The 25707-nt window shown below is 71.4% G+C and carries 23 protein-coding genes and 1 tRNA gene; 12 read left to right on the top strand and 12 right to left on the bottom strand.

Annotated features, from left to right (window positions below; translation table 11 throughout):
• The first annotated feature begins 255 nt into the window (after positions 1-255).
• A complete protein-coding gene (locus ACFXGX_RS37335) occupies positions 256-1008 on the top strand; it encodes a BTAD domain-containing putative transcriptional regulator (RefSeq protein WP_384800943.1) in 753 nt (250 codons plus the stop codon).
• 43 nt (positions 1009-1051) lie between these two features.
• Here ACFXGX_RS37335 and ACFXGX_RS37330 read toward each other — a convergent pair whose 3' ends face one another.
• The 10 genes from ACFXGX_RS37330 to ACFXGX_RS37285 form a co-directional block, all read right to left on the bottom strand.
• Positions 1052-2290, bottom strand: coding sequence for a beta-ketoacyl-[acyl-carrier-protein] synthase family protein (locus ACFXGX_RS37330; RefSeq protein WP_384800940.1), 1239 nt, complete (start codon positions 2288-2290; stop codon positions 1052-1054).
• Positions 2290-2544 (bottom strand): acyl carrier protein, encoded by a 255-nt coding sequence (locus tag ACFXGX_RS37325; protein ID WP_384800937.1) that lies wholly within the window; start codon positions 2542-2544, stop codon positions 2290-2292. Before ACFXGX_RS37325 ends, ACFXGX_RS37330 begins: the two co-directional genes overlap by 1 nt.
• 106 nt (positions 2545-2650) lie before the next feature.
• Positions 2651-3655: a beta-ketoacyl-ACP synthase III gene (locus ACFXGX_RS37320; protein WP_384800934.1), complete on the bottom strand. Its 1005-nt coding sequence runs from the start codon at positions 3653-3655 to the stop codon at positions 2651-2653.
• Positions 3652-4611: a VlmB-like protein gene (locus tag ACFXGX_RS37315; protein ID WP_384800931.1), complete on the bottom strand. Its 960-nt coding sequence runs from the start codon at positions 4609-4611 to the stop codon at positions 3652-3654. Before ACFXGX_RS37315 ends, ACFXGX_RS37320 begins: the two co-directional genes overlap by 4 nt.
• Positions 4608-5165 carry a flavin reductase family protein gene (locus ACFXGX_RS37310; protein ID WP_384800928.1) on the bottom strand — a complete coding sequence of 186 codons (558 nt, stop codon included), beginning with the start codon at positions 5163-5165 and terminating at the stop codon, positions 4608-4610. The genes ACFXGX_RS37315 and ACFXGX_RS37310 overlap by 4 nt, the downstream gene beginning before the upstream one ends.
• Positions 5162-5653 (bottom strand): hypothetical protein, encoded by a 492-nt coding sequence (locus tag ACFXGX_RS37305; RefSeq protein WP_384800925.1) that lies wholly within the window; start codon positions 5651-5653, stop codon positions 5162-5164. Before ACFXGX_RS37305 ends, ACFXGX_RS37310 begins: the two co-directional genes overlap by 4 nt.
• Entirely contained in the window at positions 5653-6162 is a 510-nt protein-coding gene (locus tag ACFXGX_RS37300) for a type II toxin-antitoxin system RatA family toxin (protein ID WP_384800922.1), read from the bottom strand. Before ACFXGX_RS37300 ends, ACFXGX_RS37305 begins: the two co-directional genes overlap by 1 nt.
• On the bottom strand, positions 6155-7459 hold the full coding sequence (locus ACFXGX_RS37295; RefSeq protein WP_384800919.1) for an aspartate aminotransferase family protein: 1305 nt from the start codon (positions 7457-7459) through the stop codon (positions 6155-6157). Before ACFXGX_RS37295 ends, ACFXGX_RS37300 begins: the two co-directional genes overlap by 8 nt.
• Before the next feature lie 8 nt (positions 7460-7467).
• Positions 7468-8595 carry an acyl-CoA dehydrogenase gene (locus tag ACFXGX_RS37290; protein ID WP_384800916.1) on the bottom strand — a complete coding sequence of 376 codons (1128 nt, stop codon included), beginning with the start codon at positions 8593-8595 and terminating at the stop codon, positions 7468-7470.
• A gap of 32 nt (positions 8596-8627) precedes the next feature.
• On the bottom strand, positions 8628-10220 hold the full coding sequence (locus ACFXGX_RS37285; protein ID WP_384800913.1) for an aldehyde dehydrogenase family protein: 1593 nt from the start codon (positions 10218-10220) through the stop codon (positions 8628-8630).
• 246 nt (positions 10221-10466) lie between these two features.
• On the opposite strand from ACFXGX_RS37285, the gene ACFXGX_RS37280 reads away from it, so the two are divergent.
• On the top strand, positions 10467-11498 hold the full coding sequence (locus ACFXGX_RS37280) for a bifunctional lysylphosphatidylglycerol flippase/synthetase MprF (protein ID WP_384800910.1): 1032 nt from the start codon (positions 10467-10469) through the stop codon (positions 11496-11498).
• 124 nt (positions 11499-11622) lie between these two features.
• The gene (locus ACFXGX_RS37275; protein ID WP_384800907.1) at positions 11623-12327 is read left to right on the top strand and encodes an SGNH/GDSL hydrolase family protein; all 705 of its coding nucleotides are present in this window, start codon (positions 11623-11625) and stop codon (positions 12325-12327) included.
• Between the two features lie 121 nt (positions 12328-12448).
• Here the strand turns inward: ACFXGX_RS37275 and ACFXGX_RS37270 are convergent, their stop codons facing one another.
• Entirely contained in the window at positions 12449-13054 is a 606-nt protein-coding gene (locus tag ACFXGX_RS37270; RefSeq protein ID WP_384800904.1) for a TetR/AcrR family transcriptional regulator, read from the bottom strand.
• Positions 13055-13262: 208 nt separating this feature from the next.
• Between ACFXGX_RS37270 and ACFXGX_RS37265 the strand changes: the two genes are divergently transcribed.
• Positions 13263-13778: an RNA polymerase sigma factor gene (locus ACFXGX_RS37265; RefSeq protein ID WP_384800901.1), complete on the top strand. Its 516-nt coding sequence runs from the start codon at positions 13263-13265 to the stop codon at positions 13776-13778.
• A 247-nt stretch (positions 13779-14025) separates the two neighbouring features.
• Here ACFXGX_RS37265 and ACFXGX_RS37260 read toward each other — a convergent pair whose 3' ends face one another.
• Positions 14026-15510, bottom strand: a complete 1485-nt coding sequence (locus tag ACFXGX_RS37260; protein ID WP_384800898.1) for an MmgE/PrpD family protein — start codon at positions 15508-15510, stop codon at positions 14026-14028.
• Between the two features lie 257 nt (positions 15511-15767).
• Between ACFXGX_RS37260 and ACFXGX_RS37255 the strand changes: the two genes are divergently transcribed.
• From ACFXGX_RS37255 to ACFXGX_RS37220, 8 genes are all read left to right on the top strand, one after another.
• Positions 15768-16682 carry a class I SAM-dependent methyltransferase gene (locus ACFXGX_RS37255; RefSeq protein ID WP_384800895.1) on the top strand — a complete coding sequence of 305 codons (915 nt, stop codon included), beginning with the start codon at positions 15768-15770 and terminating at the stop codon, positions 16680-16682.
• The gene (locus tag ACFXGX_RS37250) at positions 16679-17374 is read left to right on the top strand and encodes an SGNH/GDSL hydrolase family protein (protein WP_384800892.1); all 696 of its coding nucleotides are present in this window, start codon (positions 16679-16681) and stop codon (positions 17372-17374) included. The genes ACFXGX_RS37255 and ACFXGX_RS37250 overlap by 4 nt, the downstream gene beginning before the upstream one ends.
• A 92-nt stretch (positions 17375-17466) precedes the next feature.
• Positions 17467-17561, top strand: a tRNA-Ser gene (locus tag ACFXGX_RS37245).
• 49 nt (positions 17562-17610) lie between these two features.
• Complete coding sequence (locus ACFXGX_RS37240; RefSeq protein WP_384800889.1) at positions 17611-18564, top strand: diacylglycerol/lipid kinase family protein; 954 nt, start codon at positions 17611-17613, stop codon at positions 18562-18564.
• 42 nt (positions 18565-18606) lie between these two features.
• A complete protein-coding gene (locus tag ACFXGX_RS37235; protein ID WP_384800886.1) occupies positions 18607-19779 on the top strand; it encodes a ferritin-like domain-containing protein in 1173 nt (390 codons plus the stop codon).
• Positions 19780-19994: 215 nt separating this feature from the next.
• Positions 19995-21455: a DHA2 family efflux MFS transporter permease subunit gene (locus tag ACFXGX_RS37230; protein ID WP_384800882.1), complete on the top strand. Its 1461-nt coding sequence runs from the start codon at positions 19995-19997 to the stop codon at positions 21453-21455.
• A 93-nt stretch (positions 21456-21548) separates the two neighbouring features.
• The gene (locus tag ACFXGX_RS37225; protein WP_382780320.1) at positions 21549-21974 is read left to right on the top strand and encodes an organic hydroperoxide resistance protein; all 426 of its coding nucleotides are present in this window, start codon (positions 21549-21551) and stop codon (positions 21972-21974) included.
• A 725-nt stretch (positions 21975-22699) separates the two neighbouring features.
• The gene (locus ACFXGX_RS37220; protein WP_384800879.1) at positions 22700-25663 is read left to right on the top strand and encodes a hypothetical protein; all 2964 of its coding nucleotides are present in this window, start codon (positions 22700-22702) and stop codon (positions 25661-25663) included.
• Positions 25664-25707: the final 44 nt, after the last annotated feature.

Raw genomic sequence — 25707 nt, 5'->3', positions numbered from 1 at the left:
CCTCGGATCAGCGCGCCCGGGTCGCGGGGGGGCCCCCCGGGCCCCCACGGCGCGCCCCGCGCGGGCCCCGGGCCCCGCCGGCCCGCCGCCGCCCCCCCCCCCGTCGAGGCGTGCGCGCCGTCCGGCGCGGGCGCCGCGGTGCCCACACATAAATCCGACACTCAGCACCCCCGGCCCCCCGCGCGCCCCCCAACTCCGAAAGGCGATGGACCGCACCTGAACAATCCCAACTCTTGCACAGAGAAAGGACGAGCCGTGCGGGTCGAACTGCTGGGACCGCTGGAAATCATCGACGAGGACGAGATCCGCTTCCGAATACCGGGCGAGAAACTGCGCACCATTGTCGCGGCACTCGCCCTGGCCGGCGGGAAAGTCGTCTCCCGGGACGAACTGATCGACGAACTCTGGGCGGAGAGGCCGCCCAGGGACGCGGTGAACTCGCTGCAGGGGCATATCGCGCGGCTGCGGCGCATTCTCGTGACCCGGATCGGCAGGGAACATCTGCGCGGGGTCGTGCAGACGACGCCCGCCGGTTACCGGCTGCAGCTCCCCGCCGACCACATCGACGCCCTGCGCTTCACCGCCCTCGTGGAATCCGCGGCACCGCTGCTCGAGGAGGACCCCGGCGCGGTCATCCGCACCCTGAACAGCGCGCTCGCCCTGTGGCGGGGACCCGCGCTGTTCGACACGGGTCAGGGGATGATCTGCCGCATGGCCTACACCCACCTGGAGGAGAGCCGGCTGATCGCGCACGAACGCAAGATCGACGCGCAGCTCGATCTCGGTCTCCACCAGGCGGTCATTCCCGAGGCCGAGCGTCTTCACATGCGCTATCCGCTGCGCGAGCACTTCTGCCGGCAGCTCATGGCCGCACTGTGCCGCTCGGGCCGTCAGGGCGAGGCGATCAACGTGTACAGCCGTACCCGTCAACGCCTTGTGCGGGAACTGGGCATCGAACCCTCGCCCCAGCTCAGGAGGGTCTTCCGCGAGATCCTCTCCCAGACGTGACCTCCGATTCGGTGGACTGGCGGGCAGGGCGGGCGCCCTGCTCTCAGGCCCGCCCGAGGACCAGTACCGCGTTCTGGCCGCCGAACCCGAACGAGGTGCTCACCGCCAGCTCGCCCGTCAGGTCACGAGGAGCCTTGGCCACGACGTCGATGTCGATCTCCGGATCCAGGCTCTGCAGGTTCGCGGTGGGCGGCACGAGCCGGTGTTCGAGGGTGAGCGCGGTGATGGCGGCCTCGATGGCGCCGGCCGCCCCCAGGGAGTGGCCGACCACGCCCTTCACGGACGTGACCGCGGGACGGTCGCCGAGCACACGGCGCAGCGTCCGGGCCTCGGTCACGTCATTGAGGGGGGTGGACGTGCCGTGGGCGTTGACGTGATCGATCTCGTCGGCGCCGACCCCCGCGTCCGCCAGGGCCGTGCGCAGGGCCAGTTCGGCCCCGCGGCCCTCAGGATCGGGAGCCGTCGCGTGGTGGGCGTCGGCGCTGGCGCCGTATCCGCTGATCACCGCGTGCACCGAGCCGCCGCGTGCCCGGGCGTCCTCGGGACGTTCCAGGACGAGTACGGTCGCTCCCTCGGCGGGGACGAAACCGTCCCGGTCCACGTCGAAGGGGCGTGAGGCGTTCGCCGGCGCGTCGCTGCGGGCGGAGAGGGCGCCCATCTGGCTGAACCCGGAGACGATCGAGGGGATCAGGCAGGCCTCGGTGCCACCGGTGATGACGACGTCGCAGGTGCCCGCGCGCAGCAGTTCGCGTGCCGTGCCGATGGCGGTGGTGCCCGAGGCGCAGGCCGTCGCGGTCACGAGGTTGGGGCCCCTGGCCCCGCACTCCATGGCGATGTAGCCGGCCGTCATGTTCACCGCGAGCATCGGGATCAGCATCGGGGAGACCTGGTCGAAGCCCTGGTCGAGCAGCACGTGGTGCTGCTTCTCCCAGGTGGCCGCTCCCCCGATGCCACTGCCGATGACCACGCCGACCCGGGCGCCGTCCCATGCGGCGGTGTCCAGGCCCGAGTCGGCCAGTGCCTCGGCCGCGGCGGCCAGCGCGAGCTGGCTGCTGCGGTCGAGGCGCAACGCCTTGCGCCGGCCGAGTGCTTTCGCGGGATCGAAGGCGGGCACGTGGCAGCCGAAGGCGGCGCGGGTGCCCGCGAGCGCGGGCACCTCGCTCGCTTCCGTCGTCTCGCCCCGCAGGATGCGTGTCCAGGAGGCGTCGGTGCCGATGCCCGCCGCGGTCACCATGCCGATCCCGGTGACCGCGGCGGAGAACGGGGGCCTGGCGTCCGCCATCAGCCCGCCACTCCCGACGCCTCGGCCAGCTTCCGCTCCAGCATCTCCGTCGCGTCGGCCACCGTGGCGTCCAGTTCCAGATCGTCGTCCTTGACCGGGACGCCGAACTCCTGCTGGGCGGCCAGGCCGAGTTCGACCAGGGCGAGCGAGTCCACTTCGAGCTTGCGGAAGCTCACGTCGGGCGAGATCTCGTCGGCCTCCAGACCGCAGACCCGTACCAGCAGGGCGACCAGACGATCGCTGGTGTCACTCATGGGATGTCTCTCCTCGGTTGTTCGTCGCGGTGTGCGCGTCGCGGTGTGCGGGACGGTCGGCGGTGTACGGATGGTGCGAGTGGTGCGGGTAGTGCGGGTGGTGCGGTCAGCACGCTTCGACGGCCGGCCAGCGGAGCGTGCAGGCGCCCCAGGTCAGCCCGCCGCCGAACGCGGTCATGAGCACCCGGTGGCCGGGGCGCAGGGTGCCGTTCGCGACGGCGTCGGCCAGGGCCAGCGGCACGGAGGCGGCCGAGGTGTTGCCGACGCGGTCGAGATGGATCGCGCAGCGGCCCCGGTCCAGGCCCATCCAGTCGGCCAGGGCGTGCATGATCCGTACGTTGGCCTGGTGGGCCACGAGCAGGTCGACGTCGGCCACCGACCAGCCCGCGCCCCCCAGGGCCTGCTCGGAGGACTCCGCCATGGATTCCACGGCGCGCCGGAACACGGCCTGTCCGGCCATCCGGAAGTAGGGGTCGCCCTGTCCGGCCGACTCCGGCCGCAGTGGGTCGCGGGAGCCTCCGGAGGGCACCTGGATGAGGTCGTCCGCCGTTCCGTCGGAGCCCAGCCGGATCGGGCCGAGCGCGCCGGGCTCGTCCGGCCGGCCGGCCCGCAGGACGACCGCTCCGGCGCCGTCGCCGAAGATGGCCCGGGTGGAGCGGTCGGCCGGGTCGAGGATGCGGGAGAACGCGTCGGCGCCGATGACGAGGACCGAGTCCGCCGACCCGGCGGCGATGAACCCGGCCGCGGTGGCGAGCCCGTAGAGGAAGCCCGTGCAGACGGCGGCCACGTCGAACGCGGGGACCGGGCCGAGACCGAGCCGGGCCGCGACGCGCGGGGCGGTCGCCGGCAGGGGATGGTCGGGGGTCGCCGTGGCCAGCACGACCGCGTCGACCGCGATGTCCGACGCGGACTTCAGGGCGCGTGCCCCCGCCTCGACGGCGAGGTCCGAGGTGGCGAGGCCGTCGTCGAGGATGTGCCGGGCGCCGATGCCGGTGCGGGTGCGGATCCAGTCGTCCGAGGTGTCGAGTTCCAGGGCGAGTTCGTCGTTGGTGACCGCCCTGGGCGGCAGCCAGGATCCGAGCCCGCACACGACCGCGGCCCGTGCGGTCACAGGGCTTCCTCGAGGCCCATGTACGCCAGTCGCGCGCGCTGCATCCTGTCGGCCCACTCGTGCGCCGTCCCGGCCCGTTCCTCGGCCGTGGTGTCGATCAGCCGGCGTCCGGGCCAGACCTCGTAGTCGCCCACGAGGTCGCCGTGCCGCTCCAGACCCTGCTGGAAGAGTTCCTCGCGGCGCATCACGAGATCCTGCGAGGGCAGCTTCTCCCACAGGCCGTACCCCTCCTGGATCAGTTCCAGGATCCGCGGCTTGTCCTCGGGGTGGCGCAGCAGGTGTTCGCGGGCGATGGAGCTGCCGACAGTGAGGTGGCGGATCTCGTCGATGCCGGCACCGCGCTCGATGTCGGCGGCGGCCGGGTCGAACATCCGCCACTTGCGCTCGCTGAGTTCCGCGGAGGGTGCGAGGACGCCCTCGACGAGCACGGTGAGGATCACGACGCCGCCGATGAAGTCCCGCCGGTCGCGCAGGGCGCGCAGGCCGAACTCCTCCAGGGGTACGAGGATGCGCTCGCTGTCGGCGGCGGCCAGCCGGTCGACCGCCGTCCACAGGTCGTCCTCGGCGATGCCGAGCGACAGCAGGTGGCGGCGGAAGACCATGGCGTGCCGTGCCTCGTCGAGGAGTTGCGTGGAGTAGAACTCCAGCGAGGCGTTGTCGGGGGCGACCGCCACCATGTAGGCGATGGCGCGGGTGGCCTTCTCCTCCGCGATGGACCGGAAGGCCAGTTCCTGGCTGAGCGCGCTGTTCAGCGGGCCGGGCTCGGCCATCACCGGCTGCGGGCGTACGTCGTCGGCGTGGCCGAGGGTGTGACCGCGCAGAGTGCCCTGGGGGACGGAGCGCAGCCAGTAGCGCAGGTCGCAGGCGTCGGCGGTCAGTTCCAGGCTCATGGCACCGTCGACGAGCGAGGGAGCGTGCTCCCAGTCGGCTTCGGAGGGTGTGGTGGACACGGTCATCGATCCCTTTCCACGGACAGCGGTCGGATGGCGGCGCGGCCGTTTCGCAGTTCGTCGGCGAAGTTGACCAGGGGGGTCCCGGTCCCCTGGGAGCCGTGCGACACGGCGGCGAAGACGACCCGGTGGTCGCCGACGGCGGTGCTGCGGACGATGTGGCACTCCAGCCAGGCGACGGCGTCCTTGAGCCGGGGCACCCCGTGCGCGCTGGGGTCCGCCCAGGTCTCGGCGGGGAGCTGGTCCAGGCCGCGCTCGCGCTCCTTGGAGGCGAAGTGGTCGGCGAGGAAGGCCTGTCCGGCGGCGAGCCCGTTGACGACGAAGCGGTCGTGGGCCAGGAGGGTGCGCAGTCCCCGGCTGTCCTCGCGCAGGGCCACGGAGATGATCGGCGGCTCCATCGAGGCGAGCGCCACCGTGCTCACGGTGACGCCTTCGACGGTCTCGGGGTCGCCACAGGTGAGCACCGCGACGCCGGTCGCCAGCCGGCGGACGGTGGACCGGGTCTGCCGGCTGCCGGCCGGGCCGCCGCCGGGGCGCTCGGTGGCGAGTGCCTCCCTCATGAGGTCCTCGCATCCAGGTGCGCGGCCACCGGGGCCGGCCGTCCGCCCCGGCCCTCGAACTCGGCGCGGAAGCGGAGGTAGGCGGGGTCCTCGACCGGTTCGAAGGGCAGCCGGAAGCTTTTCAGGAAGTTCCCGAACAGCGCCCGGTCTCCGAAGAGATGGATCGGCAGGGCGAGAAGCGCCCACTCGGCTCCGAACGCCCAGATCCACACCAAGGCCACCAGGCCTTCGGTGACGAGGCTGTGCATCACGTTGTAGAGCACGTAGTAGACCTTGGAGATGTCCTTGGTCGTACTGCGGTGGTAGGCGATCGCGCCGGGGATGTAGCCGATCAGGTCGATGTAGAGGAACAGGCCGATGAAGGCCGGCCAGGACACGTCGCCCAGGTGGGTGAAGAACAGGACGCTGCTGACGACGAGGCCCAGGGCGTACTCGGCGCGGTGCAGTCGGTAGGTGGCGGGTGTCTCGAAGAGGTTCTTGGCGTCCATCAGCGCGCTCCTCCCGCGGGTGCGGCCGCCTCGAGGAGCGCGGCCAGCGCCTTGGCGACGGCTTCGTCGCCGATCACCTCGGCGTTCGGGAACAGTCCCCGGACCACGCGGGCGATGGTCTCCTTGAACACCCGTTCCGCCACCGGGTCGAGGATCCCGGCGAGCGAGGGGATGCCGAAGTCGAAGGCGGTGTCGAAGGAGATCCGGCAGCCGTCGCCGTCGGCGGTGATCGCCCAGGTCCCGGAGAACTCCTCGAAGTCGCCGTCGGTCTGGGCGAATTCGATGGTCAGGTCCCCGGTGTCGAACCGGTCGGTCTCCGTCCAGCGCAGGATGCCGTTGCGGAAGTACACCTCCCAGTCGCTGGACTCGTGCGTGTCACTGGTCCGGCGGACCGTCACGGACCGTACGACGTCGACGAGATCCGGGTACGCCGCGAAGTCCTTGACCCGGGCGAAGGCGGCCTGAGGAGTCACCCCCGGCACGCCGAGCGTCACACGAGCACTACGCATGGCCGATGCCACCTTCCGGTGAGAGTGCGTACGCGGAGGCCTGCCTGCCGCAGGCGCGGTCGAAGGCCTCGTACAGGAAGTCCGTGTCGGAGCGGGACAGCACGGCCGGCGGGGTGAGCCGCAGGACGTGGTCCGAGTTGAGCGAGTGGTTGGCGATGACGCCCTGTTCCGCGAGCTCGATCAGGAGGTCTCCGGCCGCGCCGGGCCGGACGAACTCGAAGCCGAGCAGCAGGCCTTGGCCGCGCACCTCGCGCAGTCCGCCGCCGTAGTGGCCGCGGGCGATCTTCCCGAGCCGGTCGAGCAGTTCGTCGCCGAGCACGCGGGCCCGTTCGACGAGGCCGTCCTCGTGGAGCGCGGCGAGCGCTCCCCGGGCCGCCGCCATCGCCAGCGGTGCCCCCGAGAACGTGGAGGTGTGCAGATAGGGGTCCCGGTCGAAGACCGCGAAGGCGGCGGGGGTGGCGACCACCGCCGAGACCGGGACGATCCCGCCGCTGAGTCCCTTGCCCACGAGCAGCGCGTCCGGGGTGATCCCCTCCCGGTCGGCGCCCCACCAGGAGCCGAGCCTGCCGAGTCCGGTCTGCACCTCGTCGAGCACGAAGAACGCCCCATGACGGCGGCACAGTTCCTGTACCCGGGTGAGATAGCCGTCCGGCGGGAGGACCACGCCGGCCTCGCCCTGGACGGGTTCGACGACGACACAGCACTCGCCCGGGTGGCGGAGCAGTGCCTGTTCCAGGGCCGTGGCGTCGCCGTACGGTACGTGCTCGACGTCCGGCAGCAGCGGGCGGAAGGGGTCGCGGAAGACGTCGCGGCCGGTCAGGCTGAGGGCGCCCATGGTCTTGCCGTGGTAGCCGTTCACGGTGGCGACGAGGTGCCGTCTGCCCCGGGTGCGGGCCATCTTGATCGCGCACTCGACGGCCTCGGCGCCCGAGCCCGCGAAGTGCACCCGTTCCAGGCCGGGCGGGGCGACCGCCACGAGGGCGTCGGCGGCCAGCGCGGCCTGCGGTTCGAGGAACACCCGGGTCGCGACGGGGTGGCGGTTCAGCTGTTCGGACACGTACCGGACCACCGTGGGATGCCTGGCCCCCATCAACAGCACGCCGTAGCCACCGCAGTTGAGGAACCTGCGGCCCTCGGCGGTGAACACCCAGGCGCCGAGCGACTCGGTCTCGATGTGCCCGCCGAACATCTCTCCCAGGACGGCACGGCCCTTGTTGAGGCGGCGCCGGTAGAGCCGGCCGAGCTCTTCCCTGGTCAGCGGCGAGCTTGCGGTGGCGGAGGCCGGGGTGAGGGTCATCGCGGGCCTCACGCGATCCGCAGCGTCTTGCCGGCCAGGTGCTCGAGGAGCGGCCCGGCGATGCTCGACCTGGACGGCGGGTGGAAGGACAGCCCGTGCGAGGCCGCCGCGAGATAGGCGACGTCCGGCGAGCCGATGAACGCCATCCCGCCGAGCAGTTCGACGGCCTGGTGCACCGCCTCCGCCAGGGCGTCCTGCGCCGCGTACCGCGCGATGAGGGATTTCGCGAGGGCCTCGTCGCCGGTCTCCTCCTGCTCGATCATCCGTGCCATGCCCTCCAGCAGCAGGGCGGCGCTCTCCAGCCGGCACAGCAGCCGCGCCCGCTCGGAGTCGGTGCCCCGGCCGCGCTCCACGACGCGTTCGGCGAGTGCGCTCGCCATCCCGAGGTACGAACCGGAGATGAGCAGCTCGAACCAGATGAACCCGACCGTCTGGAGGCTGTCCATGGCGCCGGGCTCGGCGTCCTCGGTCCGCATGAGCTGCTGTTCGCTGATGAACACGTCCTCCAGCCGGAGTTCGTCGCTCTCCGCGCCGGCGAGGACCGGGTTCCCCCAGAAGGGGTGCACGCTCAGGCCTTCGACGCCCTTGGGCACCAGCAGGACGGCCGAGTTGGCGTCACCGGGCACCGCCACGCTCGCGGTGAGCAGGTCCATCGAGTGGGACAGGCTGCACGGCTTCTTCGCGCCGCTGATCCGGTAGCCGCCCTCGACGACCGTGGCCCGCATCGAGGGGGTCAGGATGCCCTGTCCGGTGCGGCCCTCCGCGAAGCCGGAGGCGACCAGCAGGTTCTGTTCCGCGATGCCCTCCAGCAGGGCCCACTCCGCGCCACTGGCCTGAAGGCTCTCGGCCAGGGTGAACAGGGTGGCCACGGAGAAGTGGTGCATGGTCGTGGCGACCGCCAGCGACGGCGCGGCCGCGCCCAGGGCGCGGGTGACCTGCAGTGCCTCCCGGGGACCCGCGCCGGAGCCGGCGTAGGTCTTGGGGATGACCAGTTGGGGTCCTCCGTGGCCGCGGAACAGGGCGATGGCGGGTGAGTCCGGGGACTCCAGTTCGGTGAGCGGGAACTCGTCCAGTTCGGCGAGCAGTCCGGGCATGAATTTCTCGCACGTCTCGCGCGCGGCATCCAATGGGCGCATGGCAGCTCTCTCGTAGTGCGCGGACGGGGTGTTCAGGACTCTCGCCGGTCCATGGCGCGCCAGGCGCCGAAGACCGCGTCGCGGGGACGCGATCCGCTGCTGACGCTGAGCCCCTGGACGTGCGAGGTGCGCAGGATCGGGTAGTTGGCCTCGCCGAAGACACCTCCGGTCAGGCCCGTACCGCCGTGCGTCGGCAGATAGGGGAGGAATCCGACGTGCGAGTCGTTCACCTTCAGGATTCCGCCGACGGTGATGCGGGTGACGAATTCGTCGACGACGGCCTTGTCGCCGGCCCATACGGAATTCCGCAGGCCGTAGGCGTTCGTATTGACGAATTCGATGAAGCTGTACATGAGTTCGGCGTCCGGGGCGGGGTCCGCGACCACGACCGGGATCAGCGGGAAGAACGTCTCGTCGCGTACGGCGTCGATCTCCCGGGCGTCCTTCAGACCGCGGACCACCACCACCGTGGGCTCCAGGAAGATGCCCGCCGTGTCGCGGGTCTCGTCGATCTGCATGGCGTGCCCGCCGCAGGCGACTTCCGCGCCGTTCTCGACGGCGTCCCGCAGACAGGAGAAGAATTTCTCGTTCCGCAGGACCGGAGTGAGGAGGACGTCCTCCTCCCAGGCGTATCCGGGCCGGATATGGCCGGCCAGGCGGACGATGTTCGCGATGAGCCGGTCGGCGACATCGGGGTGCACCAGCACCTGATTCGGAATCATGCAGAGCTGTCCCGAACCGAAGAAGCTCTCCGTGATCGCCTCCGCCGCCAGTTCGAGATCGGCGTCCTTCCACACCACCACGGCGTCGTTTCCGGCCAGTTCGAGAATGGGCTTCTTGCCGGCGGTGATGCACTTCTCCTCGAAGGTGATGCCGTTCTCGCTGCTCCCGAAATACATGATGTCGTCGACCTTCGGGCTCCGCAGCCAGGCGGCGAGCATGGGCGCCGGGTCGCCGCACACCACGTTCAGCGTGCCGGGCGGGGCGCCGACCTCCTCCAGCGCCGGGACCACGATCTCGTGCAGGACGTACATCGCCCCGAGCGGGGCGCTGCGCGGGGCGCGGACGACGAGGGAGTTGCCCGCCATGATCGCGGTGGCGCCCAGCAGCACGCTGGACAAGGGCGCGTTCTGCGGCGGGTTGAGACACACCACGCCGTCCGGAAGCCTGCGCACGGCCAGTTGCCGGTCGTCCTGCCGGAACTCCTGGAGCATCTGCGAGCGGTAGAAGCTCAGGGACTGCGGCCCGAAGCAGTCGAGCATGCCCGACACCTGCCAGCGGGCCAGTGGCAGCGGATGCCCTTCCTCCACCAGCACGTCGACGATCTCCTGGGCGCGCTCCACGATGCGCCGGTGGATCTGACGGCCGAGCCGGTTCAGCCGGACGTCGAGCGGGAACGCCGCCCATCGCGGGGCGGCCCCGGCGGCGGCCTCCACGGCCATCTCGACGGTGTCGCGGTCGGCCTTGGCCACCTTGGCGACGATGCTGCGGGGCAGTTCGGCGGGCTCCGCCAGTCCGCGTTCCAGCTTCCGTTTGAGGCTCAGGCTCGCGAACGCGTCGTCGAGCAACGCGTCGGCGCCGACGACATAGACCCACTCGCCGCCGTCCAGGCATTCTCCGTTCACATAAGACCGGTACGTACGCAACCGGTGCGCGGACATCCCGCCGCGCCGCCGGCCGGCCGGAGCGGACAACTGAACGCTGGTCACCCCAGGTCCCCCGCCTTCTGTAGACCAACTTCGATTCGTCGGCAACCTTCGCCAAGACCTCTGAGAAAGCGCTGAGACGGTTCTGAGACGGTGGTTTCAGTCGGCTTCACGAACCCGCTGGAAGAGTTCGGGCGTTCCTGTAGGTCTCTGGAGGGCGGTGCGGTGAATCGATCACGGACACGGCGGACGGCGACGCCCACGGCGGACGCGAGCGGCGAGGTTCTCCCCCAGGTGCTGTCGGCCGTGGAGAAGCACGCCGACAATCCGAGCGCGTTCCTCGCGCTCAACGAGGGAAACCGGTACTTCCGCGAGGACGGCGGCGACGGTTTCGTCGTCTACCGGCCCTCCGGCCGCTATCTCGTCCAGTTCGGCGGGGTGTTCGCCGCCCCCGGGCAACAGGCTTCTCTCCTGCGCGCCTTCCGTTCCTTCGCGCGTGAGCAGCGCCGCGCGATCGTCGGGATCCAATTGCAGCGTGACGACATCGATCTGTTCCAGGAGGAGGGTTTCACCATCAACCAGGTCGGCTCGTCGTATTCACTCGATCTCTCCGCGTTCAGTCTGCGCGGATCGAAGTTCGTGAAGCTGCGCAACAAGATCTCGCGTGCGCGGCGCAGCGGCCTCACGGTCGCCGAGACGGACTGGGAGACGTGCGCGCGCGACATCGAGCAGATCGACAAGGCGTGGCTGCGTTCCAAGGGGAGGCACGTCAAGGAGATCGAGTTCCTGGTGGGCCAGCTCGGCGGTCCCGCGCAGGAGCACCGCCGGCTCTTCGTCGGCACGCTGGACTCCGGGCCGGTCTCGTACATCTCGTACAGTCCCGCCCACGGCGGCAGGCCCGGCTGGCTGCACGATCTCAGCAGGCGGCTGCCGGACGCCCCGCCCGGGGTGATGGAGGCCGTCAATCTGCACGCGACGGAGACGTTCATCAAGGAAGGCGCGGACTGGCTGCACTTCGGCTTCACCCCGTTCACCGGCCTCGATCCGCGGCACGAGCCGGCCGGGGCGAGCAGGCTGACCGGCCGTTTCATGCGGCTGCTCGCCGAGCACGGACACGCGGTCTACCCGGCCTCGACCCAGCTCGCGTACAAGGAGAAGTGGGGCCCGCAGGTGGTGCTTCCCGAGTATCTGGCGTTCGAGCGCGGCGCCAGTTTCGGAGCCATCTGGCAGGTCCTGCGGGTCACCAAGTCGGTGTGAGGCGGGACGGCATCACGAAAGCCGTACGACGGGCCGTACGACGCGAAAGTGTCGGACGGATGCTCGAATTCCGGGCGTACGGTGTGCACTCGCCGGACCACAGAGTGCGACACACGGGGGAAACATGTGCACGGAGACGGCGCTGCGGCGCGAGGAAAGCGATCGGTACTGTCTGAGCACCGCGCAGGCGGACACGTTTCTGACGGGGGCGCCCTGGCGGCGCTTCCTGGTGGTCGGCGACGAGGTGGCCGACGGGCGGGGTGAGCCCGCGGAGGGCTACGGCCGCGACGGCTGGGCGGATCGGGTGGCGGCCTCCCTGCGCCGGGGCCGGCCCGGTCTCGCGTATCTCAACCTCGGGAGGAAGGGCCGGCTCGCGGCCGAGATACGGTCGCGGCAGCTCGGCCGCATCCTGGAGTTCAAGCCGGATCTGACGGCGCTGACGTGCTGCGGCGGCGAACTGGTGCGTGAGCCGTTCGACGCCGACAGCGTGGAGGCGGAGTTCGACCGGGTCGTCGCACCGCTGCGCGACAGCGGGGGTGACGTGCTGCTGGTGAACTGGTTCGACATCACCCGCTTCGGCCCCCGGCCGGCCGAGGAGGCCGAGCGTCTGCGTCTGCGGCTGCGTGAACTGGCCGAGCGCAAGCAGGCGGTGGCCCTCAGGCACGGCGCGATCTACGTGAACCTCGCCGGACACCCGGCGGCCGCGGACCGGGATGTGTACGGCGCCGACGGCAGCGTCCCCACCATGCGGGGCCACGCCATCGCCGCCGCCTCGGTGATCCGGGGCCTCGGCGCCCATCTCACGGGCGCCGCGGACGAGGGCAGGTGAGCCTTCGGCGGCACGCCGAGAGCACGCTCCCCCGAGCTCTCGGCTTCGCTCGAGCAGAGGGAACCCCATGACGCCGCAGGGCCCACCCTTCGGGCGGACGACTCGACGTTGCGGACACGACCTAGGGCTTGGCGAAGGAGGAGAACAGCCGGCGGAACTGGATCAGGGTGGCTTCGAGCAGTTCGTCGGCCTCGCCGTCGGCGTGGGCCAGCGCGATCGCGCTCTCGCAGGCGGCACCGTGCACCATCGAGGCGACGGCGGTGACCTCGGCGCGGGAACGCTCCCTGCCGAGGAGCTGGCCGAGACCGTAGGCGATCATGCGCCGGCAGTCCGAGCGGATCGCCCGCATCTCCGCCCAGCCCAGCGCGCCCGGCGCGTCGACGAGGGTGATGCGCTGCGTACTCGGCTCCATCGACATGACCAGGAATTCGCGCATGCCCTCGTACAGACCGTCCCAGGGGTCCTCGTGGAGGGTGAACGTCTGCGCGATGGCGCTCGACAGCCGGTTCTCCTCCGCCTCGTAGACGGCACGGAACAGGTCGCGCTTGTTCTTGAAGTGGTGGTAGAGCGCGCCCTTGCTCGCCCCGATCTCCTCGCAGATCGCGTCGAGCGAGGTCGCGGTGTACCCGTCTCTGGCGAAGAGCTTACGAGCGGCCGCGAGGAGTTCGTTCGTCGTCGTCCGCGAACGCTCTTCCTGCGATCGGCGCACTCGCTGCTGACTGCCCATGGATCCGACCCGCCCTCCTGACCCCCCGAAAACATCCACCGTTCGATCTTAGCGTCTCCCCCTCGTACCGAGAGTTCACCGAACCTGGATCTCATAGACATACCATCGGTTGGAATGTAACATCACGGCCGCAGGGCGCCAACCCCGAGTCCGGGCCCTCGGCACGTCCCCGCCCCTCTGGCCGTATCCGGCAAGGAGGTCATCAGTCATGCACAGCCCCGCACTTCCCGGCGTACAGGTCCCCGCGGACCGGTGGGAACTGCTGCTCCCGCACCGGGAACGCATCCACCGGCTCGCGAGGTCCCGGCTGTCCGGGGACCAGGAAGCCGAGGACTGCGCGCAGGAGGCCCTGATCCGCGCGGCGACCTTCCGCGACCTGGACGAGAGCCGGGTCGGTCCCTTCCTCACCACGGTCACCCTGCGGCTCTGCACCGACATCCACCGACGCGACGAACGCGCCCGGCGGCTGCTGCGCGGCCCCTGGGCCGAGGTCATGGCGAGCCCGGAGGAGCTGATCTGCGCCGCCCAGGAGGAGGCCTGGGCGCTGGAGCAGGTCGACCGGCTCGCCGGGCGGGAGCACCAGGTGATCGTGGCCCGCCTGAACGGGATCAGCACCCGCGAGTTCGCGAGCCGGCGCGGCATCTCGCTCAAGGCGGCCGAGAGCGCCTTCACCAAGGCACGGGCCCGACTGCGCCGCTGGTACGAGGAGGCGCTGGCGGGCTGAGGGGACGACCGGACGGGGCACGGATCCCGCCGGGCGGCGCCGGGCACGCCGGCACCACGCGGGCGACCGGCGTGCCGGGCCGGGGCGCACGCGACCACGACAGGCGGGAGGGCGGAACGATGGCCACGCACCGACAGACGGCCGCCCAGGGGCGGCCCTGCCTCGCATCCGGCCTCCGGCACCCGCGAGGCACACGGGACCGGGGCACGCGGGACCGGGGCACGCGGTGCCCCGGTCGGCGGGCGGCTCATGTGGCCGAACGCTCCAGCGCGGCGTTCAGCAGCTTCGTGACCTCCTGGGCGGAGGCCGACTCCAGGGCGGCCAGCGCGTCCGCCGTGTCCGCGCTCCCTCCGGTGCCGAGGAACTTGTCGCGCACCAGGGCGGCGGCCGGCGGTCCGCCCACCGCTCCCACGGGGATGTCGACCTGCCGGCTCACCGAGCGGCCGTCACGGAAGCCGACGGTCACCCTGGCCCCCGTCACCTTCCGCGCGGACCGGAAGTCCTCGCTCGGCGGCTCCAGTTCGCCCACCAGGTCCACGAGCCACTGCCCGTCGCCCTTCAGTCGCGCGCCGAAGGGCCGCAGCCACTCGGCGGCCCGGGGACCGGCCTGCCGAAGCGCCTCCCCGAAGGGAACCTCGCTGTGGAACAGGTCGTAGGTCATCGCGTCGTCGAGGCGCGTGCTCACCAGCTCGGCGAGGCGCCACCGCTCCTCGTCCGCGACCCCGGGCGCGGCGAAGTCCTCCGTCGTCAGGTCACCGGTGAGCAGGACGGTGGCCAGCAGGTAGGGCAGGGCGAACACGAGGGCGCTCACCGGCGAGTCGGCGCCCCGCAGATGCGCCCCCGCCTGGGCGTCCACCAGCACCGTGTACAGCGAGGTGTCCACGGTGATCCCGGTGACGTCCCGCGCCCGTACGGGCCCCAGCTCCCGGTGGAGTTCGAGTCCGCAGTCGACCGCCGCGTCCATGCCGGGACCGCCGGGGTGCACCTTGAACGACGTCGTGTGGGTGTGCCAGCGGCGCCCGAGCCCGGCGGTGACCGCTCCGGGCAGCGGTACGGACGCGAAGCGGGACAGGAATCCCTCCGGGTGCTCCAGGATCTCCCTGCTGCCCTCGAATCCCGCAGCCGCGGCGTCGCACGCGTCCAGTCCGACGGAGACGGGCGTCGAGGCGCTGAAGACCTTGGCGTCGCCGCCGAGGAACCCGATCGGCACGGTGCGCGGCGGCAGTCCGAGGCCGAGGCCGAGCGCGTCGGCCCAGTGCCGCGCGGAGGCGTTCTCACCGCGCAGCCGCCCCGCGACGGCCCCGACGACATGGGTGAACGTGGCGCTCTGGCCGCGGAAGGGACCCAGCGTGGCCGAGGCGGTGACGCGCGCGGCGCACTCGTTGGCCACGATCACCGAGGTCAGCAGCGCGCGCCCGTCCAGTTCCTGGCTCTGCGCGTACGCCATGGGCACGGCCACGGTCGAGTTGGACAGATGCCCGGCGAACGCGGTGTCGTCGAAGTGCAGCCACGATCCGAGACCGGCGAGCACGAAGGCCGCCCGCCGGGGGTCGGGCTGCAGGGGCGGGCCGAACGCCTCGGCCAGTTTCCGGCCCAGCGGATGCGTCGCGCCGATGCGCATGGCCGCGCACTGGGACATTATCTGCAGCTTCGCTATGTCCACGACATCCGGCGGTATGTCCTCGAACCGCAGAGCGTGGGCCCATTCCGCGAGTTCTTCGGTGAGGGTCATCGGTCTCCTTCACGGCGGCCGTTTCACGAATCGGCACCTTTGGCGGTCTTCATGTTCCGCCCTGCTTCTTTCTGGTTACGCCGCGAGGGCCGAGAACCCTCGCAAACGACGGGAATACCCGGGCCCGGAAAACGGAACGCGCTCTTACTCAGGGCCGCGCCGGAGTGGGCGCGTAAGACAGTCGGCACGCGAACCGTCCGGGCTCGCCGGCCTCTTGCCGCGCCCGCCGCGAGCCGAATTCCCGGAAAGGATTCACCATGCTGACACCGCACCAGCCCACCCGGATGCAATCGGGTCTGCCCAGCGACACCGCCTATCTCACGGCGCGCGCCCGCGCCGCCGACGCGGTCGTCGAACCCGCGCGCCGACTGCTCGACGACCGCTTCGCCTCGCTGTTCGTCACCGAGCCCCCGCTGCCCCGGACGTCCGAGGAGGCGCTCGCCCGGCTGACCGCGCTGGACTCCGCGCACGGCGGTTTCATCGCCGAGATCCTGCTGCGCCAGCGGTTCTTCGAGGACCAGCTCATACGCGCGGTCGCCACCGGCATCCGCCAGGTGGTGCTGCTCGGCGCGGGCTACGACACCACCGCGCTGCGGATGCCCGGCTACGACGGGCTGCGCTACTTCGAGGTGGACCACCCGGCCACGCAGCGCGCCAAGCTGGAGACGCTGGTGGAGGCGGCGGTCGACGCCCCGTCGGTCACGTACGTGCCCGTCGACTTCGAGGCGGGCGACTCGCTCGCGGAGGCCCTCGCCGGCGCGGGCTTCCAGCCGGGCAGCCCCTGCGTCGTGGGCTGGCTGGGCGTGACGTTCTTCCTGCGCCGCGACGCCTTCGAGCGCACCCTGCACCAGCTCACCGACCTGTGCGCGCCGGGCAGCGGTCTCGTCTTCGACTACATGGACGAGAGCGTCGTCGACGGCACCAGCCGCTACGAGGGCGCCCTGTCGATGGCCCGCAAGGTGGGCGCGCAGGGCGAGCCGTACGTCACCGGCCTGACCCCGGAAACCGCGTCAGAGGCGGTGCGCGAGGCGGGCTTCTGGCCCAGCGAGGAAGTACGGGTCCCCGAGCTCGTACGGCGCTACGGCGGCGCAGAGCCTTACTGCAAGGACGACGACTTCATGGGCCTGATCGCGGCCGAGCGCGCCGCGCAGGAGAACGGAGATGCAGCATGACCACGACCGAAGGACCCACCGCCGAGGCGGCCGACCCGCACGTCCTCTCCCCCGAGGACGCCGACCGGTTGCTGAAGGACGCCCCCTGGACCCGTTTCGCGGTCATCGGGGACAGCCTCGCCGAAGGGCTCGGGGAGTCCTCGCCCGGCTACGCGGACCTGCCCTGGGCGGAGCGGGTCCTGGAGGCGCTGCGGCGGGTCGATCCCGGCCTGGAGTACCTGAATCTGGGTGTACGCCATCTCAAGGCGGCGGAGGTGCGTACGGGGCAGCTCAAGAAGGCGCTGGACTTCCGTCCCGACCTCGCCTCGGTGGTGTGCGGCGGCAACGACATGCTCGCCCGTGACTTCTCGGCGGAGGCGGTGGAGGCCGAACTCGACGCGATGGTCCGGCCGTTGCGCGAGGGCGGCGCCGACGTCTTCGTCTTCACCATCCAGGACATCACCAGGGTCTTCCCCGAGCAGCTCGGCGGCGGAGGGCTGAGCGGTCGCATCGAGATCTTCAACGACCAGGTGCGCAAGGTGGCCGACCGGCACGACGCCCTGGTCATCGACATGTGGGCCCACCCCACCAGCGGCTCCCGCAGCGTCTTCAGCGCGGACATGCTCCATGCCTCGATGCGCGGTCACGCGGTCCTGGCGTCAGCGGTGTTCGAGCAGCTCGGCGCGCGTCTGGCGGCGCGGCACAGCCACTGAGAGGGCCGTGTCAGAGAGATCTCAGAACGCCCTGCCACCTTGGAGATGTGCACCGAACCGCAAGCCTTCGAGGCAAGCGCTTCGGTGCACGAGGAGAGATTCCCGTAGCGGCCCAACGGGGATCCGGGAAGCATCCCGGATCCGGGCTTCACCGCCCTCGCAGGTTCGAATCCTGCTCTCTCCGCCACTTCGTGTCAGGTCGGTCGTCTGCCCGTCGAGATCCGAGGAGAGCAGGAATGCAGCCAGGCCGGTGGGCGGACTCCGGTGTACTGATCACCAACCCGGTCGCCGGGGCGGGACGCGCCGACCTCGTCGACGCCGGCACCCTGACCCGGCGGTGCGCGGAACTGGTCGGGGACCTCACCGCGATCGGGACCCGCTACCGCGGTCACGCGGAGGAGATCGCCGTGAAGGCCGTCGCCGACGGGGCCGACCTGGTGATCGTGGCCGGCGGCGACGGCACCACCCGCGAGGTGGCCTCCGGGCTCGTCCGCGCCTCCCTGGAACGCTCCGGGGCGGCCCTGCCCGCGCTGTTCTGTGTGCCGGCCGGCACCGCCAACTCGTTCTACCGCGAGCTCTGGTCCGACCGGCCCTGGCAGCGGACCCTGCCCGAGGCGCTGTCCGGGCCGGCCCGCCGCGTGCGGCACATCGACGTGGCGCACATACAGGAGAGCGACACGTACGCCCTGCTCGGCACGGGCACCGGCGTCGTCGCGGAGGTGCTCGCGACCGCGAACCGCCTCACCGGCCTGGCCGGCCGCGACCGCTACCGGCAGGCCGTGGCCGAGGTCGTGGCGGCCCACAGGCCGTACCCCACGCGGATCAGCGTGGACGGCGAGGTGGTGCACGAGGGCACGGTCCAGCTCACCAACATCGGCGGCGGCCGGTACCGCGCCGGGCAGTTCCGGCTGATGCCGCACTCCGTCCTCGACGACGGACTGCTCGACCTGTGTGTCTTCGACGGCACCTGCGACCTGATCGAACTGCTGAACCTGACCCGTGAGGGACGGCACGTCGAACGCCCCGGGGTGATCTACACCCGGGGCCGGCACTTCGTCGTGGAGCGCACCGACGGCGCGCCCCTGTCCCTGGAGTACGACGGCGAGATGGCCACCGGGGAGCGGTCCCGCTGCACAGTGGGCCTCCTGGCCGGCGTCCTGCCGTTTCTCGCACCGCCGCACCAGGCGTGAGCCCGGAAGGCGCGGCGGTCCCCGGATACCGAGGAGACCCCCATGCACGGCGCCGAGCACACCGCCGACGACCGGTGGGTGCTGCCCACGGCCGGCGACACCCACTTCACCTGGAACTACGACGACGGCCGCGACCGGCTGCTGAGCCTGTACCAGAAGGGCAAGGATAAGCAGTGGGACAGCACGGCGCGTATCGCGTGGGAGACCGAGGTCGACCCGTACGACGCGCTCGGCACTCCGGAGAACACGCTCGCCCTGTACGGCTCCCGGCAGTACGCGAAACTCAACGAACGCGAGCGTCGGGAAATGCGCCGGCACATGGCGTCCTGGGAATTCAGCCAGTTCCTGCACGGTGAACAGGGGGCGATGATCTGCTCGGCGCGGATCGTCGAATCGGTCCCCGATCTCGATTCGAAGTTCTATGCCTCGACCCAGGTGATGGACGAGGCGCGGCACGCCGAGATCTTCTCCCGTTTCCTGAAGGAGAAGATAGGCATGGAATACCCGATCAACTCGCACTTGAAGAGCCTGCTCGGCGACGCCCTCTCGGATTCGCGCTGGGACATGCCGTATCTCGGAATGCAGGTCCTGATCGAGGGCCTGGCGCTCGCCGCCTTCGGAATTCTCCGGGACAAGACGAACAAGCCACTGCCGAAACAGATCCTCGCGTACGTCATGCAGGACGAGGCCCGCCATGTCGCCTTCGGACGGCTCGCCCTGCGGGACTACTACGCCGAGCTGACCTCCAAGGAGCGGGCGGAACGGGAGGAGTTCGTCGTCGAGGGCTGTCACCTCATGCGGGACCGGTTCCGGATGCAGGAGGTCTGGGAGAACCTGGGCTTCGACATGGCCGAGTGCATGGAGTACATGGACAAGGGCCCCCGCATGCAGGCGTTCCGCTCACGTCTGTTCACCCGGATCGTCCCCTGCGTGAAGGACATCGGACTGTGGGGGCCGGCGGTCAAGAAGGCCTACGCGGACATGGGCGTCCTCGACATGGCCAAGAGCGATCTGCTCGCCCTGATGGCCTCGGACGAGGCGCAGGCCGAGCTGCTGGACCGGGAGCGCCGCGAACAGCGCGAGCGCGAGGACCGCGAGCTGGCGGACCGTGTCGCCGAGGTGGACGAGGCCATCACGGTGGGAGCCGACGGCTCGTCGGATACCGGGAGTACGCCGATGACCGGCGACACCGCGGGGGTGGATGGGACGGCCTGAGGCGGTGCGCGCGTCCGAGAGGCCCAGAGCGTTCTTTCGCCCCTCGGACGCGCACACCGCCCGACTGCCCCTCCGACCAGCGCACTTACCCTCTTCCCCGCCTGCCGGTCCGGGGGCCTGCGCGACGAGTCGGCTGCGCTCGGTGACAACGCGATTGACGGCTGAGCACTCACACGGATACATTCCAACCATCGGTATGTTGGAGGTGTTAAGCGATGAGCGCTGGGCCCGCTGAAGCGGTGGCCAAGCGGGGGTACGTGCCCCTGCTGCTCCTCGCGTCGAGTGCGACCTTCCTGGCCGTCCTCGACGTGACGATCGTCAATCTGGCCATCCCAGATCTGCACAAGGACTTCGAGGGTTCCGCCCTCGCGGACCTGTCCTGGGTGATCACCGTGTACGCGACGGTGTTCGCCGCCCTGCTGGCGCCCGCCGGCCGGCTCGCGGATGTGATCGGCCGGCGTTCCCTGTTCACCGCGGGGATCGCCGTCTTCACCGCGATGTCCCTCATGTGCGCGCTGGCTCCGAATCTCCCCGTCCTGCTGACCGCGCGCGCCTTCCAGGGCGCCGGGGCCGCGGCGATGATCCCGGCGTCTCTCGCCATCGTCCTGATGGACACACCGCCCGAGCAGCGCCGGGCCGCGATCGGCAAGTGGAGCGCGGCCTCCGCGTTCGCCGCCGCGGTGGGCCCCTCGATCGGCGGCGTCCTGGTCGACACCCTCGGCTGGCGGTCGCTGTTCCTGATCAACGTGCCGTTCGGCCTGCTGCTCCTGCTGCGCGCGCACATCATTCCCCGGACCGCGCGCCCGGAGGGCAGCAAGGTGCCCGACCTGATCGGGACCGTTCTGCTCGGGCTCGGCATCGGCCTGCTCAGCCTCGGCATCTCCAAGGGCGAGGACTGGGGTTGGGGCGACCCGGCGACGGTGGGCTGTCTGGCCGGCGGCGTCCTCGCCATGACGGTCACCCTGCTGCGCTCACGGACCCACGAGGCCCCCGCCGTGGAGACCAGCCTCTGGCGCAGCCGGACCTTCGCCCTGGCGAACCTGTCCGTGTTCTTCTACGGTGCCTGCCTGTTCGCCTGGCTCCTGGTCGGCGTCCTGTACGTCACCTCGGTCTGGCACTGGTCGGAACTGAAGGCGGGCCTCGCGGTGACCCCGGGCGCCTTCGCGGCGACACTGGTGGCCCTGTACTCGGGCAAGATCCAGACGAAGTACGGCCCCCGGGCCGTCGTGGTGGCCGGAGCGGTCGTCCTCGCGGGCACCGGGTTCTTCCTCGCCTTCACCCTGCCCGACGAGCCCAACTTCCTCGGCTACTGGCTGCCCACCGGCATCCTGGCAGGCGCGGGTATGGGCGCGATCACCACGGGCACGTCGACCGCCGCCGCGCTCTCGGTCTCCCCGCTGCGCTTCGCGGCGGCGACCGGGCTCAACCAGACGGCCCGCCAGGTCGGCGGCGCCTTCGGCATCGCGACCCTGGCCACGCTCCTCAGCAAGGCGAGCACCGACGCGGCCGACTACGGGCACGTCCTGCTGTTCTGCTCCATCGTCACGGCCATCTCCGGCCTGGCGGGCCTCGGGCTCATCATCAAGGCTCCGCCCGCCGCGGCCCCGGCGCAGGCCGCCCAAGGTGCCGCGTCCGGGGCCGCCCAGACGGCCGAGGCGAAGCCGAGCACCCACTGACCCCCGAGGGGCGGCGAGCACCTGGCGCCGCCCGTTCGGGTCGCCGTCCATCCGATCCAGGCATTCACAAAACCGACGGAAGGTACGCAAGACATGCCCATCAAGACCAGTGAAGCTCTCTACACCGCAGTCGCGACCGCCGAGGGTGGCCGAGAGGGCCGTGTCTCCACTGAGGACGGCAAGCTCGACGTTGTCGTCAGCCAGCCCAAGGAACTGGGCGGCACGGGCGCCGGCACCAACCCCGAGCAGCTCTTCGCCGCCTGTTACAGCGCGTGTTTCCACGCCTCGATCGGGATCATCGCCCAGATGCAGAAGATCGACATCACCGGTTCCAGCGTGACGGCCCGCGTCGGCATCGGCCGCAACGACGCCGGATTCGGCATCGTCGCCGAGCTCACCGCCAGTATCCCCTCGGTCGACGAGGCCACCGCCAAGACCCTGGTGGAGAAGGCGCACGAGATCTGCCCCTACTCCAAGGTGACCCGGGGCGACATCGAGGTCACGATCAAGACGGCCTGACCCACGCGAGACGAAGGCCCCGCCACCGGTGCGACAACCGGCGGCGGGGCCTTCGCCGTCCCGGCCTCCGCGACCGGGCGCCCGGCACCCGGCAGTCGGCGCCCGGCGCCCGGCGCCCGGCGCCCGGCGCCCGGCACTCGGCACTCGGCACTCGGCACTCGGCACTCGGCACTCGGCACTCGGCACTCGGCAGCATCAGTGGCTCGCGGCCCCTTGCGCCCCGCCTACGCGACTGGTGCACGCCGGACGGGAGGCCCGACTCCCCGGCAGCAACGGCCCGCACGACATCGCGGTACTCCCGGGGCGGCCAGGCAACCCGGTCCCAGCGGTCGATCCGGCGGTACCCGGCGGCAGCGCCTCAGACGAATCATGCGGCCTACAACCAGTCGCCCCGATTCTCTTGATCACGACGTCGCGGCCTGATATTCATGATCACATCTTCCTCACGCGATCTTCACATGCGGACGACTAGAGAGAGCCTTTGACGACCTGCCTTTCCCGCGCGACACGGTTAACTCCGGCCGCGGCCGTTCCAGGTCCCCTCACTCCCTCTCCGTAGCGGGAAGCTCCGTGCCGGTCCCGGCCGGAAGACCCCCCCGGACATGCCGGCGAGGGCCCGTCCCATCACCGACGGGCCCTCGTTCGCCTTCGCCTCCCCACAGGGAGCCCGCATCTGGCGATTCATCACCTTCACATTTCTTCACCCGCTTTCGAATAGGGAACGCATGCCTGCCTTCTGCCCGCACTGCGGCGGTGCCGTGACCGACGAGGCCCGCTACTGCGCTTCGTGCGGCCGGCCCACCACCGCTCCGGCGCCCGCTCCGTCCCCTGCGATGCCGCCGCCTCCCGCATCGCCGCCCGCCGCTCCGGGCACCGCGCAGGCCCCGTCCGCCGCGGCCACGGCACTGACCCGCCTGCTGACCGGCGACTGGATCGCACCCGCCCGCATCGCCGCCCTGCCGACGGCTCTCCTGCTGCTCGTGTCCCTGGTCCTGGCCGCGACCGCCGCGGCCGAGGACGCCCCCTTCGGCGGCGCGTTCCTCACAGCGCTCGCCGTCGTCCTGTCCGCCCTCGGCGCCCACCCGGGAATTGAGCTGGCGGAGCGGGACTCGGCCTCGCTCGCGTCGCTCGACCTCTCCTTCATGCCCCTCGGACTGACACTGCTGTGGGCGGCCGCGCTGTGGTTCGGTGCCCGCCTGCACCTCCGCGGCGCGGTCGCCGACGGCCGGCAACTCGACACCGCGGAGACCGTGTTCCTGGGCGTGCGCAGCGTGCTGTCGGCCGTGCTCGGGTCCGTAGTGCTGGCCTGTACGGCCGGTACCTCCGTCGCGCTCGCGTCGTCGGATGCCTCCGACACCTCGGCCGTCTACGTGGCCCGTCTCCTGGGCCTGTCGGACGTCACGGTGTCCGTGACCTGCTCCCCGTTGCTCGCGGCCTGGTGGACCCTGCTGCTGGCGTCCGTGGTGCTCTTCCCCACGCTGAACCGGACATCGATGTCAGCCTGGGCCGCCCGTCAGCCGGGGCTGGGCGACTGGCTCCGCGCGGCCCGCCGGGCGGGCGTGGCGCTGGCCGTGCCCCTGTCGCTGGTCGGCCTCGGCGCCGTGGTCTTCGTGGTGTCCCAGGCAGGGCTCTCCGCGCTGATACCGGCGCTGCTGCTCGCCCCCAACATTGCCGCGACCCTCCTGAGCCTGGCCTGCGGAGCGTCTGTCGAGTTCACCGACACCCTCACCTTCAGCGGCTCCTCGTCCTGGAACGAGGACGGCGACGGCTCGGACGCGTCGTCCGCCGTCTCCCTGTTCGAGCTCCACGACCTCAGCGGATGGGTCTGGGCGTCCGTGCTGCTCGGCGTGGTGGCCGCGGTGCTGCTGGGCGCGGGGGTCCTGCGCGAGTCGGCGCGCCCGGCCGCCGCCGTACGCGCCGTGGTGTGCTTCGTCTCGGGGTTCCTGCTGCTGGCCGTCATGGCGGGAGTCGGGCTCGAACTGTCCTCGGACATCGACGACTCGTCGTACCTGGCCATGGCTCTCAGCAGGTCTCTCGACATTTCCCCGACGGACGGCAGTGCCCTCACGCTCGGGCCGGCCGTCCCCGGCGTGCTGTTCGCGGCGACGGTGTGGGCAGCCCTCGGCGCGTTCGGCGTACCGGCGGCGGCTCGCCGGCTCGGCATCACCCGTATCGAGGACCTGCCCGGAGTCGCCGCCTTCGTCGGACGCCTGCCCGGTCGGGCCCGGCACACGGCGCCCGCCATGACCACCGTCCCTGTCCCCGTCCCCGTCCCTGTCCCCGTCCCCCTCCTCGCTTCCGCCTCCTCCCCCGTCCCCGTTCCCGCCGCCCCGGCTCCGCCCGTCGCCGCGCCGGTGTCGCCGCAGGCGCCGGACGTCCCGCCCGCCGTCGTGGTGCCGCAGAGCGCCGATGAGCCCTCGCCTTCCACAGACTCGGGCGACGTCGAAACCCCGGCAGACACGGAACCGGAACCCGAACCCGATCCCCTCGAAGCCGCCGACGACCGGTCCGCGGAGGCGACCGCGGACGAGGCCGCCCCCGCCCGACCGGAGCCGACCATCGACCCGACCGAAGCCACCGAGCCGACCACCGAGGCGGCGGACAGGGCGCTGGACCCGGCCGAACCCGGGGCCGAACCGGCGGAACCCACCGACGAGCCGACCGGGCCGGAGGACGAACCTGCCGCCGAACCGGGGGACGAACCTGCCGCCGAGCCGGCCGAGCCGACGCCCACCGCCGTCGACGTCCCGGTCGACGCGCCTCCGGCGACTCCCCGGGTGCTCACCCCCGGCGCGGGACTCCCCCGGACGCCCGCCACGGCACACCCCGGCGCGCGGCCCCAGGCCACGCCCGCCGGAGCGGAAACCCACGCCGCCGTCTTCGCCGGTCTGCCGACCGGCAGCATGGCGCACCCCGGGACCCCGCATCAGCTCCATCACGCCCCGGAGCGGCCCCGGCCGGTACGGCGGCGGATCGGCTGGGGTGTCATCACGGCGACCCTCGTGGCGAGCGCGGTGCTCGCCGGCGGCGCCACGGCGGCCGCGATATGGCTGGGCTCCGACCGGTCGGAGCCCTCGTCGCACGCGGCTCGCGCCACCGGCGACGCCGTGCCGCCGGGACCCGGCGCGCCTTCTGCGTCGTCGGCATCGGCATCGGTCGCGCCCACCGGGCCGTCCGGCTCCGACGTGTCGCCCTCCGCCTCGGAGTCGGCACAGGACGACATAGCCACTCAGGTGCAGACCCTGCTGGAGGAGAACGCGCCGCAGCGCGCACGGGTGGCCAAGGCCCTCACCGCGGGCGGTAGTTGCTCGCACGGCAAGAAGCCCGTCGAGGACGCGCGTGACGACCTGCTGGACGTGGCGGTGAAACGCGACGACCTCGCCCGGCGGGTCGACCTGCTCGCACCGCGGGCGGACGGCGATCTCGCCGAGGCTCTGGGCGACCTCTCGCGTGCCTGGACGGCATCGGCGGAGGCGGACCGGGGCTACGCCTCATGGGTGTCCGAAACCGCCGACTGGCTCGATGAGTTCGGCGTCACGGCATGCGGGCACAGCGAGACGCGCAGCACCGAGGACCTGCCCAGGACCCACGACGCCGAGGCGACCGAGGCCAAGCGGGACTTCGTCGACCTGTGGAATCCCATCGCCCTGCGGTACGGCCTGCCGCAGGTCGACGAGAGCGGCATCTAGCGGATCGGCCCGCTCAGGCCGCGCCGCGTCGCCCGCACCCCGCG

The organism is Streptomyces sp. NPDC059371, assembly GCF_042751995.1.
Lineage (GTDB): Bacteria > Actinomycetota > Actinomycetes > Streptomycetales > Streptomycetaceae > Streptomyces.
The sequence above is the reverse complement of the archived record's forward strand: the minus strand, read 5'-3'. Positions and strand labels throughout refer to the sequence as shown.

Excerpts from the sequence above, each read along its gene's own strand:
- ACFXGX_RS37270 (WP_384800904.1), bottom strand. The coding sequence starts at position 13,054 with ATGGGCAGTCAGCAGCGAGTGCGCCGATCGCAGGAAGAGCGTTCGCGG.
- ACFXGX_RS37225 (WP_382780320.1), top strand. The coding sequence starts at position 21,549 with ATGCCCATCAAGACCAGTGAAGCTCTCTACACCGCAGTCGCGACCGCC.
- ACFXGX_RS37235 (WP_384800886.1), top strand. The coding sequence starts at position 18,607 with ATGCACGGCGCCGAGCACACCGCCGACGACCGGTGGGTGCTGCCCACG.
- ACFXGX_RS37220 (WP_384800879.1), top strand. The coding sequence starts at position 22,700 with ATGCCTGCCTTCTGCCCGCACTGCGGCGGTGCCGTGACCGACGAGGCC.
- ACFXGX_RS37330 (WP_384800940.1), bottom strand. The coding sequence starts at position 2,290 with ATGGCGGACGCCAGGCCCCCGTTCTCCGCCGCGGTCACCGGGATCGGC.
- ACFXGX_RS37290 (WP_384800916.1), bottom strand. The coding sequence starts at position 8,595 with ATGCGCCCATTGGATGCCGCGCGCGAGACGTGCGAGAAATTCATGCCC.
- ACFXGX_RS37275 (WP_384800907.1), top strand. The coding sequence starts at position 11,623 with ATGTGCACGGAGACGGCGCTGCGGCGCGAGGAAAGCGATCGGTACTGT.
- ACFXGX_RS37325 (WP_384800937.1), bottom strand. The coding sequence starts at position 2,544 with ATGAGTGACACCAGCGATCGTCTGGTCGCCCTGCTGGTACGGGTCTGC.
- ACFXGX_RS37295 (WP_384800919.1), bottom strand. The coding sequence starts at position 7,459 with ATGACCCTCACCCCGGCCTCCGCCACCGCAAGCTCGCCGCTGACCAGG.
- ACFXGX_RS37255 (WP_384800895.1), top strand. The coding sequence starts at position 15,768 with ATGCTGACACCGCACCAGCCCACCCGGATGCAATCGGGTCTGCCCAGC.
- ACFXGX_RS37315 (WP_384800931.1), bottom strand. The coding sequence starts at position 4,611 with ATGACCGTGTCCACCACACCCTCCGAAGCCGACTGGGAGCACGCTCCC.
- ACFXGX_RS37260 (WP_384800898.1), bottom strand. The coding sequence starts at position 15,510 with ATGACCCTCACCGAAGAACTCGCGGAATGGGCCCACGCTCTGCGGTTC.
- ACFXGX_RS37240 (WP_384800889.1), top strand. The coding sequence starts at position 17,611 with ATGCAGCCAGGCCGGTGGGCGGACTCCGGTGTACTGATCACCAACCCG.
- ACFXGX_RS37230 (WP_384800882.1), top strand. The coding sequence starts at position 19,995 with ATGAGCGCTGGGCCCGCTGAAGCGGTGGCCAAGCGGGGGTACGTGCCC.
- ACFXGX_RS37265 (WP_384800901.1), top strand. The coding sequence starts at position 13,263 with ATGCACAGCCCCGCACTTCCCGGCGTACAGGTCCCCGCGGACCGGTGG.
- ACFXGX_RS37310 (WP_384800928.1), bottom strand. The coding sequence starts at position 5,165 with ATGAGGGAGGCACTCGCCACCGAGCGCCCCGGCGGCGGCCCGGCCGGC.
- ACFXGX_RS37305 (WP_384800925.1), bottom strand. The coding sequence starts at position 5,653 with ATGGACGCCAAGAACCTCTTCGAGACACCCGCCACCTACCGACTGCAC.
- ACFXGX_RS37300 (WP_384800922.1), bottom strand. The coding sequence starts at position 6,162 with ATGCGTAGTGCTCGTGTGACGCTCGGCGTGCCGGGGGTGACTCCTCAG.
- ACFXGX_RS37250 (WP_384800892.1), top strand. The coding sequence starts at position 16,679 with ATGACCACGACCGAAGGACCCACCGCCGAGGCGGCCGACCCGCACGTC.